A 17774-nucleotide genomic window follows, 5' to 3' on the forward strand; every position below is an offset into this window, starting at 1 on the left:
AGTAGATTTATCAGGTTGGTCTTTTTCATGGTGCTAGGCTTGAATAGGCATATAGATAGTACCATTGTAATACATTCCACTTCCAGGTCCTTGTAATACATATTTATATCCTTCTGGAGTTAAATCTTTCAAACTTTGACCTTTATCCCAAGTTTTTCCACCATCATCTGAGGTATACATAAAAAAATCAGATTTTTCACTGGTAGGCTTAGTAGTTATAAATTTATCATTTTGGTATCCAAAAAGAAAAGTTCGACCAGTGTCGCTATTGTGTACAATAGCAGGATCTGATATTCCTAATCCATTTTCAGGAGTAATAATAGTTTTATCACTCCATGTATTTCCACCATCATGAGAAATTTTTATGGCAAAATCAACACCAGTATTTAATCCAATATCACCATATCCATTGTGTCTATAATCAGCTACTGCAATTATAGTACCTTGGGAAGTAGTTGTAATAGCAGGAATTCTATAATAATTTGTATTTGTAGTATCTCCTTTTTTAAATAAAATCATTCCTTCATTCCAACCATCATTAGGTGCTGCAATAACTCCAGTAGCAAGTGAACAAAAAAGTGTAAGTAATGCTAATCTTTTCATAAATCCATATTCCTCCATTTAGATATTAGTATATTTATTTTTGTTTTTTGTACTCGAGAACATGCTTTGATTATATATTTTTCGTTCTCAAAAAGCAACTGTTTTTTTCAGCAAAAAAACAAAATGTAAAATTAAAGGTTAAATATAATTAAAATAATATATTGTATAAAACGGTTGTAATAAAAAAAGAAAGCTTTATTCTAAAAGTAAAACTTAAATTATAGAAAAATAGTGATGTTAAACTATGTTGTACTTTTTATATCGAAATATAATTTAAAACGAACAATTTTATAAAAAAATGACATAATTTTGACACAAGTGAAATAAAAAATATAAAATTAAATAAATTGAGCTTATTATGACAAGAAAGTGTGGTAAAATCTTTGGAAATTTAAGGAGGTGTGTATGTATCTAGATTATATTAACTATTTTAGAGGATTTGCTATATTGCTGGTTGTGTTAGGGCATTTTCTATATTTTCCAGAGAGTACAGTAACAGAAAAATTGATAAAAGCAATTATCAAGGGAGGAACAAGTCCCTTTGTATTTATATCAGGTTTTCTATTTCATCATATATTCTATAGAAGAGGTTTTGATTATAAAAAATTTATGAAAAATAAGTTAAAAAATGTATTGCTTCCTTATACTATAGTAGTTATTCCAGGGCTTATCTATGCAGTACATCAGCACCAGTTAGATTTATTTATATATGAAAAAAATAAAATACTATATACATTACTTTATTATTTATCAGGGAATGCTCTTACTGCTACTTGGTATATTCCCTTTGCTATGTTATTATTTATAGCTTCACCTATATTTATCAAATTTATAGAGTTAGAAGATAGAAGACAGAGGATAATTATTTTTTTATTATTGATTATAAGCATGATAATTCAAAGACCTATTAGAGATCTTACAATAAATATTTTTCAAGCTTTTATATATTTCTCTCCATTTTATTGCCTAGGAATATATATATCTATGAATAAAGAGAGAGCAAGAGATATACTAGAGAAAAATATATTATATCTTGGAATTTTATGGGGAATAACTTTAGCATTACAAGTAAGATATAATATTTTAGAAACTATGCAGAAAAGTATTTTTGAAATAAAAGGAATAGATTTAGTAGCTCCAGAAAAATTTTTTATCTGCCTTTTCTTTTTAGGAGTTTTTATGAAATTGGAAAAAGTAGAGAATAGTTTAGGAAAGATGATAAAAAAATCTTTAAGTATATTAGCAGATTGTAGCTTTGGAATATTTTTTATACACAATTATTTTATCTTAATGTTTTGGGAGAGATACCATAATGGAATGGATATGTTAGAAAGTTTAGAATTAGGAATAGTTACTATTATACTATCTACAATAATAGTGTTGTTGTTTAAAAAGATTTTTGGCAAAAAGAGTAGAATATTAATTGGAAGCTGAGGAAAAAATTTTTATTAAGGAGAAACTCTCTTTAGGAAATAATTTAGTTGTATAAGGGAAAGAGGATAGGGAGGTCTATCCTCTTTTAATAATTATATTAAATAGCTAAGTTATCAGGTAGTACAATACTTTTAAATATATTTTCTCTAGAGATAATATAATTATATCCTAAATATATAGAAATACCAAAAAAGAATAAAGAATTTATGGATAAAAAATATTGATAGAAATGAACAATTTTTAAATAAAATTAAAAAATAATTTTTGTTCTATTGACATTATTAAGAAAAGTAGTAAAATATATAAGAACAAAAAATTTTTAGGAGAACATTATGAATATCAAGATTTTTTATTCGGCACTACTCTTTATAACCTATCAGACAATGTTTATGATTACAGGATTTAGTATGAACACAGCAGCATATGGACTTTTTGTCTTGCTACTGTTTTTTTATCATTTGACAAATAATTTAGATTTTTCTAAAAAACCAAAGACACATTCTATTCTTGTAAATATTATGATATTTGTAATATTTCTCTTTTTCTATAAAGATATATCTATTTTTACAGCTTTCTTAGGATTTTCACTTATTCAGATGTTACTTTTTAAAGTTTTTAAAAGGGTATATGAGAGAAACAATAATCTTCCTGCATATAACTGGATAAATAAGAGAAACTTTGTAAAGGTGTTTTTAGACTCATTGGGAATCATATTTGGTATTATTCTAGCCTTTATACTAAAATATGATTTTTTTGTCATATATGAATTAAGAGCAGAATATATAGCTACTTATTTGGCTATATTTTTAATAGGGTATATATACATAAAAATGAGTGATAGAAGCTGGAGCTATACAAATATATTTGATGTGCTAAACCTATTGGTACTAAATTTAGTAACAGCAGTGGCATTTGTAGTAATTATGTTAATAAATGAAGATAAGAGCTTTCCAATAACTACAATAGTGATGGCATATATATTATCAGTGTCAATACAACTTTTATGTAGATATATCTTTAGATTAAAAAGATATTATGGAAAACATAAGAAAATTATTTCTAAACAGAAGAGAACAATAATATATGGAGCTGGAGAAGCTGGAGCTATGTTAGCAAGAGAGTATCTAGTAAATCCAAACTTTCCATATGATTTGATAGGCTTTATAGATGATGACTCTAAAAAGATAGGAACATCTATATACAATATTCCAGTACTAGGAAATAAGGAGAGCTTTGATAAGGTAATAAGAAATGAAAAGATAGAGGAGATCCTTATAGCTATACCATCAATGAATGGTACAGAGCTAGGAAGAGTAGTGGATAGACTGCAAGGAATAGAGGGTATAAGTATAAAGACAGTACCTGGAATCTCAGAGATGATAGATAATAAGCCACTATCTAGTCAGATTAGAAGTGTAAGGATAGAGGACTTGTTAGGAAGAGATGAGATAGTAATAAATGATGGAAGTATAAGAGGACTTATAGAAAATAAAGTAGTATTTGTAACAGGGGGAGCTGGAAGTATAGGTTCGGAGCTTTCAAGACAGATAGCTAAATTTAATCCTAAAAAATTAGTAACTATAGATGTAAATGAAAATGATATATATTTTCTAGAGCTAGAGTTAAAGAGAAGATATCCTAATTTAGATTTGGTATCTGAGATTTGTAATATAAGAGAGGAAGAAAAGGTAGACTTTCTATTTAATAAGTATAGACCAAATGTGGTATTCCATGCTGCTGCCCATAAGCATGTACCTTTAATGGAACATAATCCAGAGGAAGCTATAAAAAATAATATATTTGGAACTAAAAAGGTAGCAGAGTGTGCTGATAAATATGGAGTAGAGAGAATGGTACTTATCTCTACAGATAAAGCAGTAAATCCTACAAACTTAATGGGAGCAAGTAAAAGAGCTTGTGAATTGGTTATTGAGCATATGAATAAGGTATCAAAAAATACTAAGTTTATGGCTGTAAGATTTGGAAATGTACTGGGAAGTAATGGCTCTGTAATACCAATATTTAAAAAACTGATTGAGGAAGGAAAAAATCTAACACTAACTCATAGAGATATAACTAGATATTTTATGACTATACCAGAGGCAGCCCAACTTGTAATAGAGGCTGGAAGCTTAGGTAATGGTGGAGAGATATTTATACTGGATATGGGTAAACCAGTGAGAATATATGATCTAGCTAAGAGGATGATAAAACTATCCAATGCCAATGTAGGTATAGACGTGGTAGGACTAAGACCAGGAGAGAAACTTTTTGAAGAGCTGCTATATGATGTAAATTCAGCAATAAAGACAGATAACAAAAAGATATTTATAACTAAGATAGAGGATGGAAATGTAGATATTACTAAGTTCTTTACAAAACTTGAAGAGTGTACATATAACCCAAATGTAGAGCATATAAAAGAGGTAATGAAAGAGTTGGTAGTGTCATATAAAGAGGTTAAATATAACTAGATAGGAGAAAAGAATGTTTTTAAAAAGATTATTTGATATAGTAGCTTCCTTTTGTGGAATAGTAATACTATTTCCTTTAATAGTTATAGTTAGTATTTTGATAAAACTAACTTCTAAAGGACCAGTACTATTTAAGCAGGTAAGAGTTACTAAAAATGGAAGATTATTTAAAATATATAAGTTTAGAACTATGAGAGAGAATAGTGAGGGTAATAAACAGATAACTGTAGGGAATGACAGTAGAATAACTGGAGTTGGACATATTTTAAGAAAGACTAAATTAGATGAGTTACCACAACTATTTAATGTTTTAAAAGGAGAGATGAGCTTAGTAGGACCGAGACCAGAAGTTCCTAAATATGTAGAGCTATATACAGAGGAGCAAAGAGAGATATTGAAAGTTTCAGCAGGAATTACAGACTATGCTTCAATATATTTTTCTAATGAAAGTGAACTTTTAGGAGAAGCAGAAAATCCAGAAGAGTTTTATATAAAAAAAATAATGCCATATAAGATAGAACTTAATAAAAAATATATAAAAGAGATAGGAATAGTAACAGATATAAAATTGATAATTTTAACTATATTAAAAATATTAGGGCTTGTTAAGTTAGAGCCGAAGGAACTATAAGGAGGATTAATATGGAGGAGAGAAGAATACAATTTTCACCACCAGATATTACACAAAAGGAGATAGATGAAGTAGTAGATACTTTAAAATCTGGTTGGATAACTACAGGACCTAAGACAAAATTATTTGAAGAAGAGATAAGTAAATATTGTAATTCAGAAAAAACTGTTTGTTTAAACTCAGCTACTGCTGCAATGGAATTAGTTTTAAGATTATTTGATGTTGGACCAGGAGATGAAGTTATTACATCAGCTTATACGTATACAGCATCAGCAAGTGTAATAGTACATTGCGGAGCTACTCCAGTATTAGTAGATGTAAAACCAGGAGAGTTTAATATTGATCCTAAGAAAATAGAGAAAGCAATAACAGAAAAAACAAAGGTAATAATTCCAGTAGATATTGGGGGTATGCCAGCAGATTATGATGAGATTTTTGAAATAGTAGAAAGAAATAAAGGTAAGTTCAATCCTAAAAAAGGAAGTTATCAAGAAAAATTAGGAAGAATATTAGTGTTAGCAGATGCTGCACACTCTTTTGGTGGAATGTATAAAGGTAAAAAAGTAGGAAGTGTAGCAGACTTTACTTCGTACTCGTTCCATGCTGTAAAAAATCTAACAACAGCAGAAGGTGGAGCTATTACTTGGAAAAAAAATGAAGTTTTTAATAATGAACAAATATATAAAGAGTTTATGTTATTAGCTCTTCATGGACAGAATAAAGATGCACTATCAAAGATGAAAGCTGGAGCATGGAAATATGATATAGCTATGCCAGGATATAAATGTAATATGACAGATATAAATGCGGCTATTGGGCTTGCTCAATTAAGAAGATATGATAGTGAAATCCTAACTAAAAAAGATTTAATCAATACTTGGTACAAAAAATATTTAGGAGATATTAAAGGAGTAATACTTCCAGAATTTAAAACAGAAGATAAAGTAAGCTCAAGACATATCTATGCTCTTAGATTAGAAGGAGCAACAGAAGAGAAAAGAAATGAGGTAATACAGAAATTAGCAGAAAAAGGAATAGCTACAAATGTACATTTCCAACCACTACCATTATTAACAGCTTATAAAAACTTGGGATTTAAAATAGAAGATTATCTAGAAGCATATGCTATGTATAGTACAGAGATATCATTACCATTTCATGACTTTGTAAGTGAAGAGGATGTAATATATATAGCTAAGTGCTTGAAAGAGGTATTGTAGTGATAATTTATAGAAAAGTAAAAAAGGAAGATTTAAATCAAATAGCTAAAATTCATAAAGAAGCATTTCCAGATTATTTTTTAACAATTTTTGGTGAGGAGCTTTTATATGAGTTTTACAATCAATATTTTTTAAATAATAATATTTTTGTAGTGGCAGAAGAAAATAATAAAATAATAGGTTTTATTCTAGGAAATAATTCAGATATACCTAGGAAGAAATTTTTTAATGAGAATTTTTATAGAATTTCTTTAAAGATGATATTTGAATTATTAAAACTAAATAAAAATTTATGGAATGGAATTTTTCAAAGAGTATTTTTTATAAAAGAAGCAATTATTTCAAAATTTAGAAAAAATATAAAAAGTGAAGAAAGAATTATTCAAAATAAAAAAAGTTATAGGCTACTGTCAATAGCAGTAAATCCTAAAATAAAAGGAAAAAATATTGCTGTTGAAATGGAAAAATATTTTTGTGAAGAATTATTAAAAGTAGGTATAGAAGAAGTAGGTTTATCAGTAAAAAAAGAAAATATTCGAGCTATAAAATTTTATGAGAAGTGTGAATATTTAATAGAAAAAAATGAAAAAGAATTAATTTATTATATTAAAAATTTAAAATAAGGAAGAATTATGGAAGAAAATAAGATAAGTATAATTACTCCTTTATATAATGGAGAGAAATATATAGAAGAAACAATTTTATCGGTTATTAAACAAACATATAATAATTGGGAAATGTTGATAGTGGATGATTGTTCAAGTGATAACAGTCCAAATATAGTAAAGAAATATGTTGAACAAGATAAAAGGATAAAGCATATAAGGTTGGAAAAAAATAGTGGGGCTGCAATTGCTAGAAATAAGGCAATAGAAATAGCTGAAGGAGAATATATAGCTTTTCTTGATAGTGATGATTTGTGGAAAAAAGAAAAATTGGAAAAACAAATTAATTTTATGAAAGAAAATAACTATGCAATTAGCTTTACAGAGTATGAAGAAATAGACGAGGATGGAAGAAAATTAAATATATTAATAAGAGTTCCTAAAAAACCAGTAACATATAGAAGTTATTTATTAACTAACCCTATAGGTTGCTTAACAGGAATGTATAGTGTAAAAAAATTAGGAAAAGTATATATGCCTAATTTAAGAAAAAGACAAGATACTGGTTTTTGGTTAAAAATTTTGAAATTAGATAAAGCATATTCTTTAAAAGAGAACTTAGCTATATACAGGATAAATAGTAGTTCTTTATCCTTTAAAAAAACAGATTTATTCAAATATCATTGGTATTTATATAGAAAAATTGAAAAATTAACAATAGTTGAAAGTTTATTTTATATACTTACTACAATAATAACAAAAATATTTAAGTTAAAAGAAAAAAAAATAAGAGAAAACTAATTATGAGAATAGGTATAGTAGGAACAGTATATGTAGGTTTAGTTCAAGGTATAATAATAACAAAGTTTGGGCTAAATGTAATTTGTATAGATGTATCAGAAGAAAAGATAGAAAATTTAAGAGAGGGAATAGTACCAATAGATGAACTAGAATTAAAAGAGATATTAGATATAGAGGATAGATTGAAAGCTAGAGGAATAGAATTTACTACTGATATAAAATATACAATAGAAAATTCAGAAGTAATATTTATAGAAGTAGGAATACCATCAGCGTTTAGATGGATTAGCAGATTTATATTTTGTATTAGAAGTAGAAAAAAGAATAGGACAATATATGAATGAATACAAAGTAATAGTTGATAAATCTACAGTACCAGTAGGAAAAGGGAAAATTAGTAAGAGAAACTATACAAAAAGAGCTGGATTTTAGAAAGTTAAGTTATGAATTTGATATAGTATCAAATCCAGAGTTTTTAAGAGGGGGAAAAGCTGTAAGAGATTGCTTAAAATCAGATAGATAGGAATAGAGAGTGATACAGCAAAAGAGATAATGAAGAAAGTATATGATGTATTATTTATTAATGAAATTTCATTTGTACTTACAAAGATATGTAATATAACTAAGTATAATAGAATAGATATAGACAATGTTTCTTATGGAGATTACTAGAGAATACAAAAAAAACTAGAGTATTAAAATAAGTGAGATAGTATTATTTGAGAAGGAATGTAGATTAATATCAATAATGACTCACTTTATAATACTGGAAAATATATTTTTAGATAGTGATGATTTATGAAAAAAAGAGAAATTAAAAAGATGAATTTCTTTTATGGAGAGATTAGGGTGTAATTTTTCATATACAAAGTATGAAAGAATATCGGAAAGTAGAGAAAAGCTAAATTTAATTTCTAAAATTCTAAAGATTCTAAATTATAAACAGTTATTAAAAGTAAATCCGATAAGATGTTTAACATTTACTATATATGATATTAAAAAAATAGGAAAAATTTTAAAGATAGGACAAGAATTTACTTTATGTTTAGAAGTGATGAAAAAAGTCAAAGAGGCAAGAGGACTAGAAGAAAATTTATCAGAATACAGATATAGAGAAATGTTATTGTCAAAGAATAAAAAGAAAAAATTATTTGTATGTGAGAAATATATAGAAAATACAATAATCAATCAATTTTTAAATCAATAATATATATTTTTTATAATATAATTTACAGTAATTTTAATTTAAAAACGGGAAAAATAAAGGTGAAAAAATGTATAAAATAGGAATATGTGGGCATTACGGCGGGGGAAAAAATTGCTTAGATGGACAAACTATAAAAACTAAAATAATTACAAAAGAGTTGGAAAAAAAATATGAAATAAAAAAAGTAGATACATTTGATGGTAAAAAAAGGTTGCTGAGTATATTAATTAGATTATTTATACTTATTAAAAGTTGTGAAAACATAATAATTTTACCTGCACACAATAGTTTAAAAATTTTTGTTCCTTTTTTGATATTTTTTAATATTTTTTTTAAAAGAAAACTACACTATATTGTAATTGGAGGATGGTTATCTAAGTATATTTTAAAAAGAAAATATTTAAAAAAATATTTGAAAAAATTTCATTATATTTACGTTGAAACTTCTAAAATGAAAAGTAATTTGGAAAAGCAAGGTTTTAGGAATATAATTATACTTCCTAATTGTAAGGAATTGAAAATCTTGCCTGAAAATGAATTAGTTTATAATTTAAAAAAACCATATAAATTATGTACTTTTTCAAGGGTGATGAAAGAAAAAGGTATAGAGAATGCTATAGAAGCAGTTAAATCAGTGAATGAACAAGAGAAAGAGATAATTTATATACTAGATATTTATGGGCAAATAGATAAAAATTATGAAGAAATATTTAAAAAAATAGAAAAAAATTTACCAAAATATATAAAGTATAAAGGAAGTATAAATTTTAGTAAAAGTGTAGAAGTATTAAAGAATTATAATATTTTATTATTTCCAACATTATATTATACTGAAGGGGTTCCAGGAACTATAATAGATGCTTTTGCAGCTGGAGTTCCAATTATTTCAGCAAAATGGGAAAGTTTTGATGATGTCATTAATGAAAAAGTTGGAATAGGATATGAGTTTAATAATATAGATGAATTGAAAAAATTATTAAGTGAAATCTCAAAAAAAATAGAAATGATAAATTCTATGAAAAAAGATTGCTTAGATGAGGCAGAAAAATATATTCCAAAAGTTATAATAAAAAAATTAGAAAAAAATTTTTATTAATTAATGATAAGGAGAGAAGATGGCTTTAAGTATTTATAATATAAAAAATGGTGGAAAATGTTAAATAGTAGAAGTATTTTGTATATGGAACAAGGAGTTGGGAAAAGTTTTTCTATAGGAGAGATTTCAGGTTATTATAATGATTTAACAAAAAAATAACTAAAGATAAAAAAATTTATATGGTGGGATATTGTCTAAAAATGAAATAGAGAATGGGAAATTTTTATTTACAATACAAATATTTTAATATGGTTTGGGAACTTTTGACTTATATCTTCTTTCAAAAAAAGATATATCTAAGAAAATTCTAAAATTGTCTTGAATGAGCATAAAAAATTAGGAAGAAAATGGTGGATGGAATACCGTTTATTTTATTTATCCTGAAACGCCATATATGTTATGAGCCAAGGAGAAGGAGTTTCATTATTATTAAAATCTATAAAAATGAAAAATATTTAATAGCAACAAAAAAGTAATAGATTTCAAGTTAGAATCTATTGAAAATGCTATTGAGTTTGTTCTATTACAAGTTACATATAGCATAATTAAAAGTAATTTATGAAATAACAGACGAAGAAATTTTTAGGGATTATATCATAAAATAGGAAATATATTTAAATAAGAAATCTAATGGATTTAATTAAAACTATACAAAAATAAAAATAAATAGATTTAAAAAAATTATATAAAGGAAAAAAGTATGTTAAAAAAAATATGTTTTATTGTTCCAAGTTTAGGTGGTGGTGGAGCGGAAAGAGTTGCTATACATCTAATGAATAATTTAAATTTAGAAAAATTTGAAATAAATGTAATCATTATTTATAAAGATAAAGGAGATTATCTAGAAGATTTAAGAGAAGAAGTTAAACGAATATATTTGAATAAGAAGAAAATCTCATACTCTGTTTTTTCTTTACTTAGAATTATAAAAAAAGAAAAGCCAGATATTGTTATAAATTTTTCTTTTATCTCAATGATAATTATTGGGAATTTTATTATTCCATTTTTTAGAAGAATATATTATATAAATCGTCAAACTAATATTTTAAGTTCACAAAATTTTAATTTGATAAAAAAACTTTTGTTGAAAAGAGCTTATAAAAATTTTAATAAAATAATAACGCAATCCAAAGATATGACACAGGATTTATTACAAAATATAAATATTTGTAAAAATAAAATAGTAGAGATAAATAATCCAATAGATTTAGAAAAGATAGAATCTCTTTCCAATGAAAAAATAGAAATTGAGTTAAAAAAGGATAATAAAAATCTTTTATGTGTAGGGAGATTAGCAAAGCAAAAGGGTTTTGATGTAATTATAAATATAATTTCTCTTCTGAAGAATAAAAATATAAAGTTGTATATTTTAGGTGAGGGTGAAGAAAGAAAAAATCTAGAAAAACTTATTCAAGAAAAACAATTAGAGAAACAAGTATTTTTATTAGGAAGAAAAAAAAATCCATATATTTATATGAAAAAAGCAGATTTATTTATATTAAGCTCTAGATATGAAGGATTTCCAAATGCTTTAATAGAAGCTAATGCTTGTGGCCTTTATGCAATATGTAATAATTGTCCTGGTGGAGTTAATGAAATAATAGAAGAAAATATTAATGGAAATATTATAAATTTTGAAGATATGGAAGCAACTAAAAATTTAATTTTAGAAAAAGTAAATTTAGGAAAAAATAGAGATAAAATAGTAAAAAAAATAAAGAGGAAATATTCTTTAAAAAAGATAATTCAAAAATATGAAATAGTATTAGGAGAAAAGTAATGTTTATTTATATAGGAATGTATATACTTATTTTATTAAATATGGTTCTATTTTTCTTTCTTAAAAATAGAAAATTAGAAAAATTGTTATTTATACTTTTTATTGTTATATTATCAGTTTTAGCAGGAACTAGATTAAATGTTGGTGTTGATTATATTTCTTATATAAATATTTTTGAAAATGTTAATTCAAATTTAGAAATAAGAGGAGTAGAAAAATTATTTTTATTTATAGTTTATACTTTAAAAAATAATTATTATTTAAAAAATGAAAGTATTTTCTTAGTGTTTTCAATTATAAACTTTTTTTTACTTTATAGGTTTGTAATAAGAAATTTAAATTCTAACTTGTTTATTTCTCTTTTTATTTGGTACACATTTTATTTTTTAAGATTAGATATGGGGCAATTTAGATTTGAACTGGCAATATTGATTTGTTTAAACTTAATTTTTTATTTTGAAAAAGCTTCATATATTAAGTTTTTATTAGGAGTTCTTTTTTCTTTTTTTATACATAAAACTAGTATAATTTATTTCAGTGTTTTATTAGTAAAAAGTAAAATTTTAAAAAAGAAGAATATATTTTTCATAATTATCTTTTCTTTTTTTATAGGAAAAATAATAATATCATCAAATGTATTGGTATTAGTTGGGAACTTAGTAAATAGTCTAAAGTTAAAAAGTATGGTATATGGTAAATCTGTTTATGAAGTAGGTTTTTCATTTTATCAACTATATATTATATTAATTTTTATTTTTTTAAGTTTTTATAAAACAAAAAATTTTAGAATAAACTTATATAAAAAGATTTATAATTTAGGAGTTTGCTTTTATTTTTTATTTATTAATTTAGCAATATTTTCAGATCGTATGTCATTAATCTTTATAATAATTCAAATTGTTCTATATCCATTAGTTATAAATGATATGAGAAAAAGAAATAATAAAATTATAATTTTATTATTTATAATAGTAATTTCTTCATATGTTTTTTTTAATAGTTTATTAAATAGTATAGAAACGCATATTCCATATAATAGCTGGTTATTTTAACAATTAGTTATATTGGATTTATAATATATACTGAGCAATAAATAATTATAAAATATATAAAAATTTACAAATAAGGAGGATGTATAGATAAATATCTTTTTAAATATTTGTTTATACAAGAAAAATAAAATGAAAAAAAATAATAGCAGTAGCAGGGACAGGATATGTGGGATTATCAATAGCTGTATTATTGGCTCAGCATCATAAAGTTATAGCTGTAGATATTATTCCAGAAAAAGTAGAGATGATAAATAATAGAAAATCTCCAATTCAAGATGAATATATTGAAGATTATCTAGCAAATAAAGAGTTAGATTTAGTAGCAACTTTAGATGGAGAGTCAGCTTATAAAGAAGCTGAATTTGTAGTAATAGCAGCACCTACAAATTATGATTCAAAAACAAATTACTTTGATACATCAGCAGTAGAAAATGTAATTGAAACAGTATTAAAAGTTAATCCTAATGCAATTATGGTAATAAAATCAACTATTCCAGTAGGATATACTGAAACAGTAAGAAAGAAGTATAACACTAAGAATATAATATTTAGTCCAGAGTTTTTAAGAGAATCAAAAGCACTATATGATAATCTATATCCTTCACGTATTATAGTTTCTACTGATAAAAATGATGAAGAGTTAACTAAAAAAGCTAATGAGTTTGCTAGATTATTACAAGAGGGAGCAATAAAGGAGAATATAGAAACATTAATAATGGGATTTACTGAAGCTGAAGCAGTAAAACTGTTTTCTAATACATATTTAGCTTTAAGAGTAAGCTATTTTAATGAGTTAGATACTTATGCAGAGATGAAAGGATTAAATACTCAAGAGATAATAAATGGAGTATGTTTAGACCCAAGAATAGGAAGTTACTATAATAATCCATCATTTGGTTATGGAGGGTACTGTTTACCAAAAGATACAAAGCAATTATTAGCTAACTATGATAGAGTACCTCAAAATGTAATAGGAGCAATAGTAGAATCAAATAGAACTCGTAAAGATTTCATAGCTGACCGTGTGTTAGAAATAGCAGGAGCTTATGAAGCAAATAGTTCTTATGACCCAACAAAAGAGAAAGATATAGTAGTTGGAGTATATAGACTAACTATGAAAAGTAATAGTGATAACTTCCGTCAAAGTAGTATTCAAGGAATAATGAAACGTATAAAAGCAAAAGGAGCAACAGTAATTATTTATGAACCTACTTTAGAAGATGGAACAACTTTTTTTGGAAGTAAAGTAGTTAATAATTTAGATGAATTTAAAAAGCTAAGTCAAAGTATTATAGCTAATAGATATGATAGTTCTTTAGATGATGTAAAAGAAAAAGTATATACAAGAGATATATTTAAAAGAGATTAATTAAAGAAAGAGTTGAGGAATATGCAAAATATAGAGTTGAAAGGAAAAACTATATTAGTAACTGGTGGAGCTGGATTTATAGGTTCTAATTTAATACTAGAACTATTAAAAACAGTTGAAGATATTAATATAGTTTCAATAGATAATCTAAATGATTATTATGATGTAAGTATAAAAGAGTGGAGATTATCAGAGATAGAAAAAGAGATAAAGAAACATCCAAATTCTAAATATCACTTTATAAAGGGAGATATAGCTGATAAAAATACAATAGATAATATTTTCAATGAGTATAAACCAGAGATAGCAGTAAACTTAGCAGCTCAAGCTGGAGTAAGATATAGTATTATAAATCCAGATGCATATATTCAAAGTAATATGATAGGATTCTACAATATTTTAGAAGCTTGTAGACATAGTTATGATAATGGAGCAAAAGGAGTAGAACATCTAGTATATGCTTCATCGTCTTCTGTATATGGAAGTAATAAGAAAATACCTTATTCAGTAGATGACAAGGTAGATAATCCAGTATCACTATATGCAGCTACTAAAAAATCAAATGAGTTAATGGCTCATAGTTATTCAAAACTATATAATATTCCTTCAACAGGACTTAGATTTTTTACTGTATATGGACCAGCAGGTAGACCAGATATGGCATATTTTAGTTTTACAAATAAGTTAAGAAATAATGAGACTATTGAGATATTTAATTATGGTAACTGTAAAAGAGATTTTACTTATATAGATGATATAGTTTATGGAGTAAAATCTGTAATGGAAAAAGTTCCAGAAAGAAAAGTAGGAGAGGATGGATTACCAGTACCACCTTACTCTATTTATAACATAGGGAATAATAGTCCAGAAAATCTATTAGATTTTGTAACTATATTACAAGAGGAACTTTTAAATGAAGGAATACTACCTAAAGATTATAACTTTGAAGCTCATAAAAAGTTAGTACCGATGCAACCAGGAGATGTACCAGTAACATATGCAGATGTAAGTACATTAGAGAGAGATTTTAATTTTAAACCTAAAACAAGCTTAAGAGATGGATTAAGAAAATTTGTAAGATGGTATAGAGAGTTTTACATAAGAAATAAAGGAGCTGAAAATAGTGAGAAAAATTAAAAGTTTTCTAAAACAATTTTATTGGATAAGATTTTTTCATCGATATTTAAGACAACTATATTTAAAAACTTTTTATTCTACAATCAAGGCCAAAGAAAAATATATAAAGAGAAAGTTTAAAGAAGAATTAGGATATGAGATATATTTTAATAGAGAACCAGAAACATTTAATCAAAAGATACAATTTAGAAAATTGTATGATAATAATCCTTTATATTCTATTTGTGCAGATAAATATAAAGTAAGAGAGTATGTAAAAGAAAAGATAGGAGAAGAGTATTTAATTCCTTTATATTTAGTAACGGATAAACTAACAGAAGAACAATGGGATAAATTACCAAATTCATTTGTAGCTAAAGCTAATCATAATAGTGGACCTGTACAAATAGTTAAAGATAAAACTAAAGCAAACAAAAAAGAGATAATTAGGGAATTGAATAATCAGTTAAAATTAGATTATGGTATTTTATCAATGGAAAAATACTATAGTAATATATCTAGGAAAATAATAGTTGAGAAATATTTGAAAGATAATATAGAGGATTATAAATTTAATTGTTTCAATAGTAAAAAAATAATTTTAGAGAGAGTAACAAAGGCAAGCGAATTAAGCAATATGTATAATCCGTATACTTGGGAGAAGCTTAACTTTACAACTGGAAATATAATAGATAAAAAAGTATATGAAAAGCCAAAAAATTTTGAAAAGATGTTAGAAATTGTAAAAGAGTTATCTCAAGACTTTGAATATGTTAGAGTAGATTTATACAATGTAGATGGGAAAATATATGTAGGAGAACTGACATTTTGTGAAAGTAGTGGATTTGGAAAATTTACAAATGAAGAGTGGGATTATATATTTGGAAGCTATTGGAACTTGGAGTTAGAAAAAGGGAAAATCATCAATGAATAAAACCAATGGCTTAAAATATAATTTGTTTATGTATTTTATAAGATTGATTTCTAACTTTGGATTTATTATCTTGATATTTCCATATGTTGCTAGGAAAATAGGAGCTGAAGGAATTGGAAGAGTACAGTATGTGGAAGTAATAAATTCATATTTTCTTTTAGTTATAAATTTAGGGGTCTTAGATTATGGAAAAAGAGAAATAGCTTGTTCTAAAGATAATCTCTTGAAAGCAAATGATATAGTAAATGAATTATTATCAATTTTATGTATTACTACGTTATTTGGAAGCATATTTTATTTTATATTTATAATTTATGTAGAAAGTAAAATGGATAAAATTTTATTATGTATATATTTTTTCATAATAATATTAAATTTGATTAATTTAGAATGGTTCTATATTGGAATTGAAAATCAAGAGTATATAACTAAGAGAAATTTATTAATAAAAATAGTTTCAGGAATTTTAATTTTACTTTTGGTAAAAGAACAAAAAGATATTTATTTATATGCTGGAATTTTAGTATTAGCTACTGCAGGTTCAAATTTTTATAATTTCATAGAGTTAAAAAAATATGCAAAACTAAAATTAGTAGGATTTAAAGAATACAAGAGACATTTAAAGCCTTTATTTTATCTTTTTTCTTCATCCCTTGCTTTAAGTCTATCGTATAACTTAGATTCGTTAATGATAAAAAATATAGTAGGAGATATAGAATTAGGTTATTATACTTTAGCATTAAAGTTTGGGAAATTACCATTGATAATAGGAAGTACTTTAATAGCTGTTTTATCTCCAAGATTAAATAATTTGTTAAGTCAAGAAAAGAAGAAAGAATTTTATAATATATGGAATAAAGGGATAAATACAATGTTTATTTTCTATATTCCTTGCTTTATAGGAATGTGGCTAATTTCAAAATCTTTAGTCTTAATTTTCGGTGGAGTCCAATTTTTACCAGCAGTAAATATATTTAAAGTATTTTCAATTTATATTCTAACTATGGGATTTGCAGTATCTACTGGAGTAGCCTTAAGTACTCATAGAAGAGATAGAGAATATTTTATTTCAGTTATGTTGGGAAGTATTTTAAATGTAATATTTAACATAATATTTATTCCAAAGATAGGAGCACTTGGAGCTGTAATAGCAACTTTAATAACAGAAGGAGTAGCAATAATAATAAGAATTTTATTATGTAAAGATATTTTTAAAAATATAAAACTTTTAAATATTAATATGATAAAAATGTTAATCTCTTCAATATTTATGGGCTTAGTTGTATTTTATATAACTAAAGTTATAACAAAACCATTATTTCAAGTAATAATATCAGGAACAGTAGGAGGAATTGTATATTTTATAGGATTAATTCTATTGAAAGAAGATTTAGTTTGTGAGGTTGTTAATAAGATAAAAGAAAAATATAAGAGTAGAGGAGAATAATATTT

18 protein-coding genes are annotated in these 17774 nt (G+C 25.0%); 17 read left to right on the forward strand and 1 reads right to left on the reverse strand.

From position 1 onward, the window contains the following. Positions 1-33: 33 nt before the first annotated feature. A complete protein-coding gene (locus FMAG_RS13375) occupies positions 34-603 on the reverse strand; it encodes an exo-alpha-sialidase (protein ID WP_050795447.1) in 570 nt (189 codons plus the stop codon). 405 nt (positions 604-1008) lie between these two features. Here FMAG_RS13375 and FMAG_RS08985 point away from each other — a divergent pair, with 405 nt between their 5' ends. The 17 genes from FMAG_RS08985 (at position 1009) to FMAG_RS09050 (ending at position 17769) form a co-directional block, all read left to right on the forward strand. Continuing rightward, on the forward strand, positions 1009-2037 hold the full coding sequence (locus FMAG_RS08985; RefSeq protein ID WP_005886072.1) for an acyltransferase family protein: 1029 nt from the start codon (positions 1009-1011) through the stop codon (positions 2035-2037). 332 nt (positions 2038-2369) lie between these two features. After that, positions 2370-4511: a polysaccharide biosynthesis protein gene (locus tag FMAG_RS08990; protein ID WP_005886074.1), complete on the forward strand. Its 2142-nt coding sequence runs from the start codon at positions 2370-2372 to the stop codon at positions 4509-4511. Between the two features lie 13 nt (positions 4512-4524). Continuing rightward, entirely contained in the window at positions 4525-5142 is a 618-nt protein-coding gene (locus FMAG_RS08995; RefSeq protein WP_005886076.1) for a sugar transferase, read from the forward strand. A gap of 11 nt (positions 5143-5153) precedes the next feature. After that, positions 5154-6362, forward strand: coding sequence for a DegT/DnrJ/EryC1/StrS family aminotransferase (locus FMAG_RS09000; RefSeq protein ID WP_005886078.1), 1209 nt, complete (start codon positions 5154-5156; stop codon positions 6360-6362). Then, positions 6362-6985, forward strand: coding sequence for a GNAT family N-acetyltransferase (locus tag FMAG_RS09005; RefSeq protein ID WP_005886081.1), 624 nt, complete (start codon positions 6362-6364; stop codon positions 6983-6985). The genes FMAG_RS09000 and FMAG_RS09005 overlap by 1 nt, the downstream gene beginning before the upstream one ends. Positions 6986-6994: 9 nt before the next feature. Then, on the forward strand, positions 6995-7768 hold the full coding sequence (locus FMAG_RS09010; RefSeq protein ID WP_005886083.1) for a glycosyltransferase family 2 protein: 774 nt from the start codon (positions 6995-6997) through the stop codon (positions 7766-7768). A gap of 2 nt (positions 7769-7770) precedes the next feature. After that, the gene (locus FMAG_RS14135) at positions 7771-8112 is read left to right on the forward strand and encodes a hypothetical protein (RefSeq protein ID WP_229771531.1); all 342 of its coding nucleotides are present in this window, start codon (positions 7771-7773) and stop codon (positions 8110-8112) included. Continuing rightward, on the forward strand, positions 8105-8200 hold the full coding sequence (locus tag FMAG_RS14140; protein WP_255475339.1) for a hypothetical protein: 96 nt from the start codon (positions 8105-8107) through the stop codon (positions 8198-8200). The genes FMAG_RS14135 and FMAG_RS14140 overlap by 8 nt, the downstream gene beginning before the upstream one ends. Before the next feature lie 22 nt (positions 8201-8222). Further along, positions 8223-8291 carry a hypothetical protein gene (locus FMAG_RS14145; RefSeq protein ID WP_261660829.1) on the forward strand — a complete coding sequence of 23 codons (69 nt, stop codon included), beginning with the start codon at positions 8223-8225 and terminating at the stop codon, positions 8289-8291. 312 nt (positions 8292-8603) lie between these two features. Beyond that, entirely contained in the window at positions 8604-8975 is a 372-nt protein-coding gene (locus FMAG_RS13380) for a hypothetical protein (protein WP_005886085.1), read from the forward strand. A 67-nt stretch (positions 8976-9042) separates the two neighbouring features. After that, the gene (locus FMAG_RS09020; RefSeq protein ID WP_005886087.1) at positions 9043-10071 is read left to right on the forward strand and encodes a glycosyltransferase; all 1029 of its coding nucleotides are present in this window, start codon (positions 9043-9045) and stop codon (positions 10069-10071) included. A 700-nt stretch (positions 10072-10771) separates the two neighbouring features. Next, on the forward strand, positions 10772-11851 hold the full coding sequence (locus tag FMAG_RS09025) for a glycosyltransferase (RefSeq protein ID WP_005886089.1): 1080 nt from the start codon (positions 10772-10774) through the stop codon (positions 11849-11851). A 41-nt stretch (positions 11852-11892) separates the two neighbouring features. Then, positions 11893-12903 carry an EpsG family protein gene (locus tag FMAG_RS14280; protein ID WP_370514159.1) on the forward strand — a complete coding sequence of 337 codons (1011 nt, stop codon included), beginning with the start codon at positions 11893-11895 and terminating at the stop codon, positions 12901-12903. A 142-nt stretch (positions 12904-13045) separates the two neighbouring features. Continuing rightward, positions 13046-14272, forward strand: coding sequence for a nucleotide sugar dehydrogenase (locus FMAG_RS09035; RefSeq protein ID WP_390798703.1), 1227 nt, complete (start codon positions 13046-13048; stop codon positions 14270-14272). A 21-nt stretch (positions 14273-14293) separates the two neighbouring features. Continuing rightward, a complete protein-coding gene (locus FMAG_RS09040; protein ID WP_005886093.1) occupies positions 14294-15409 on the forward strand; it encodes a GDP-mannose 4,6-dehydratase in 1116 nt (371 codons plus the stop codon). Then, positions 15396-16322, forward strand: coding sequence for an ATP-grasp fold amidoligase family protein (locus FMAG_RS09045; RefSeq protein WP_005886094.1), 927 nt, complete (start codon positions 15396-15398; stop codon positions 16320-16322). The genes FMAG_RS09040 and FMAG_RS09045 overlap by 14 nt, the downstream gene beginning before the upstream one ends. Beyond that, positions 16315-17769 carry a flippase gene (locus FMAG_RS09050; protein ID WP_005886095.1) on the forward strand — a complete coding sequence of 485 codons (1455 nt, stop codon included), beginning with the start codon at positions 16315-16317 and terminating at the stop codon, positions 17767-17769. The genes FMAG_RS09045 and FMAG_RS09050 overlap by 8 nt, the downstream gene beginning before the upstream one ends. The last annotated feature ends 5 nt before the right edge of the window (positions 17770-17774 follow it).

Source organism: Fusobacterium mortiferum ATCC 9817, from assembly GCF_000158195.2.
Classification (GTDB): domain Bacteria; phylum Fusobacteriota; class Fusobacteriia; order Fusobacteriales; family Fusobacteriaceae; genus Fusobacterium_A; species Fusobacterium_A mortiferum.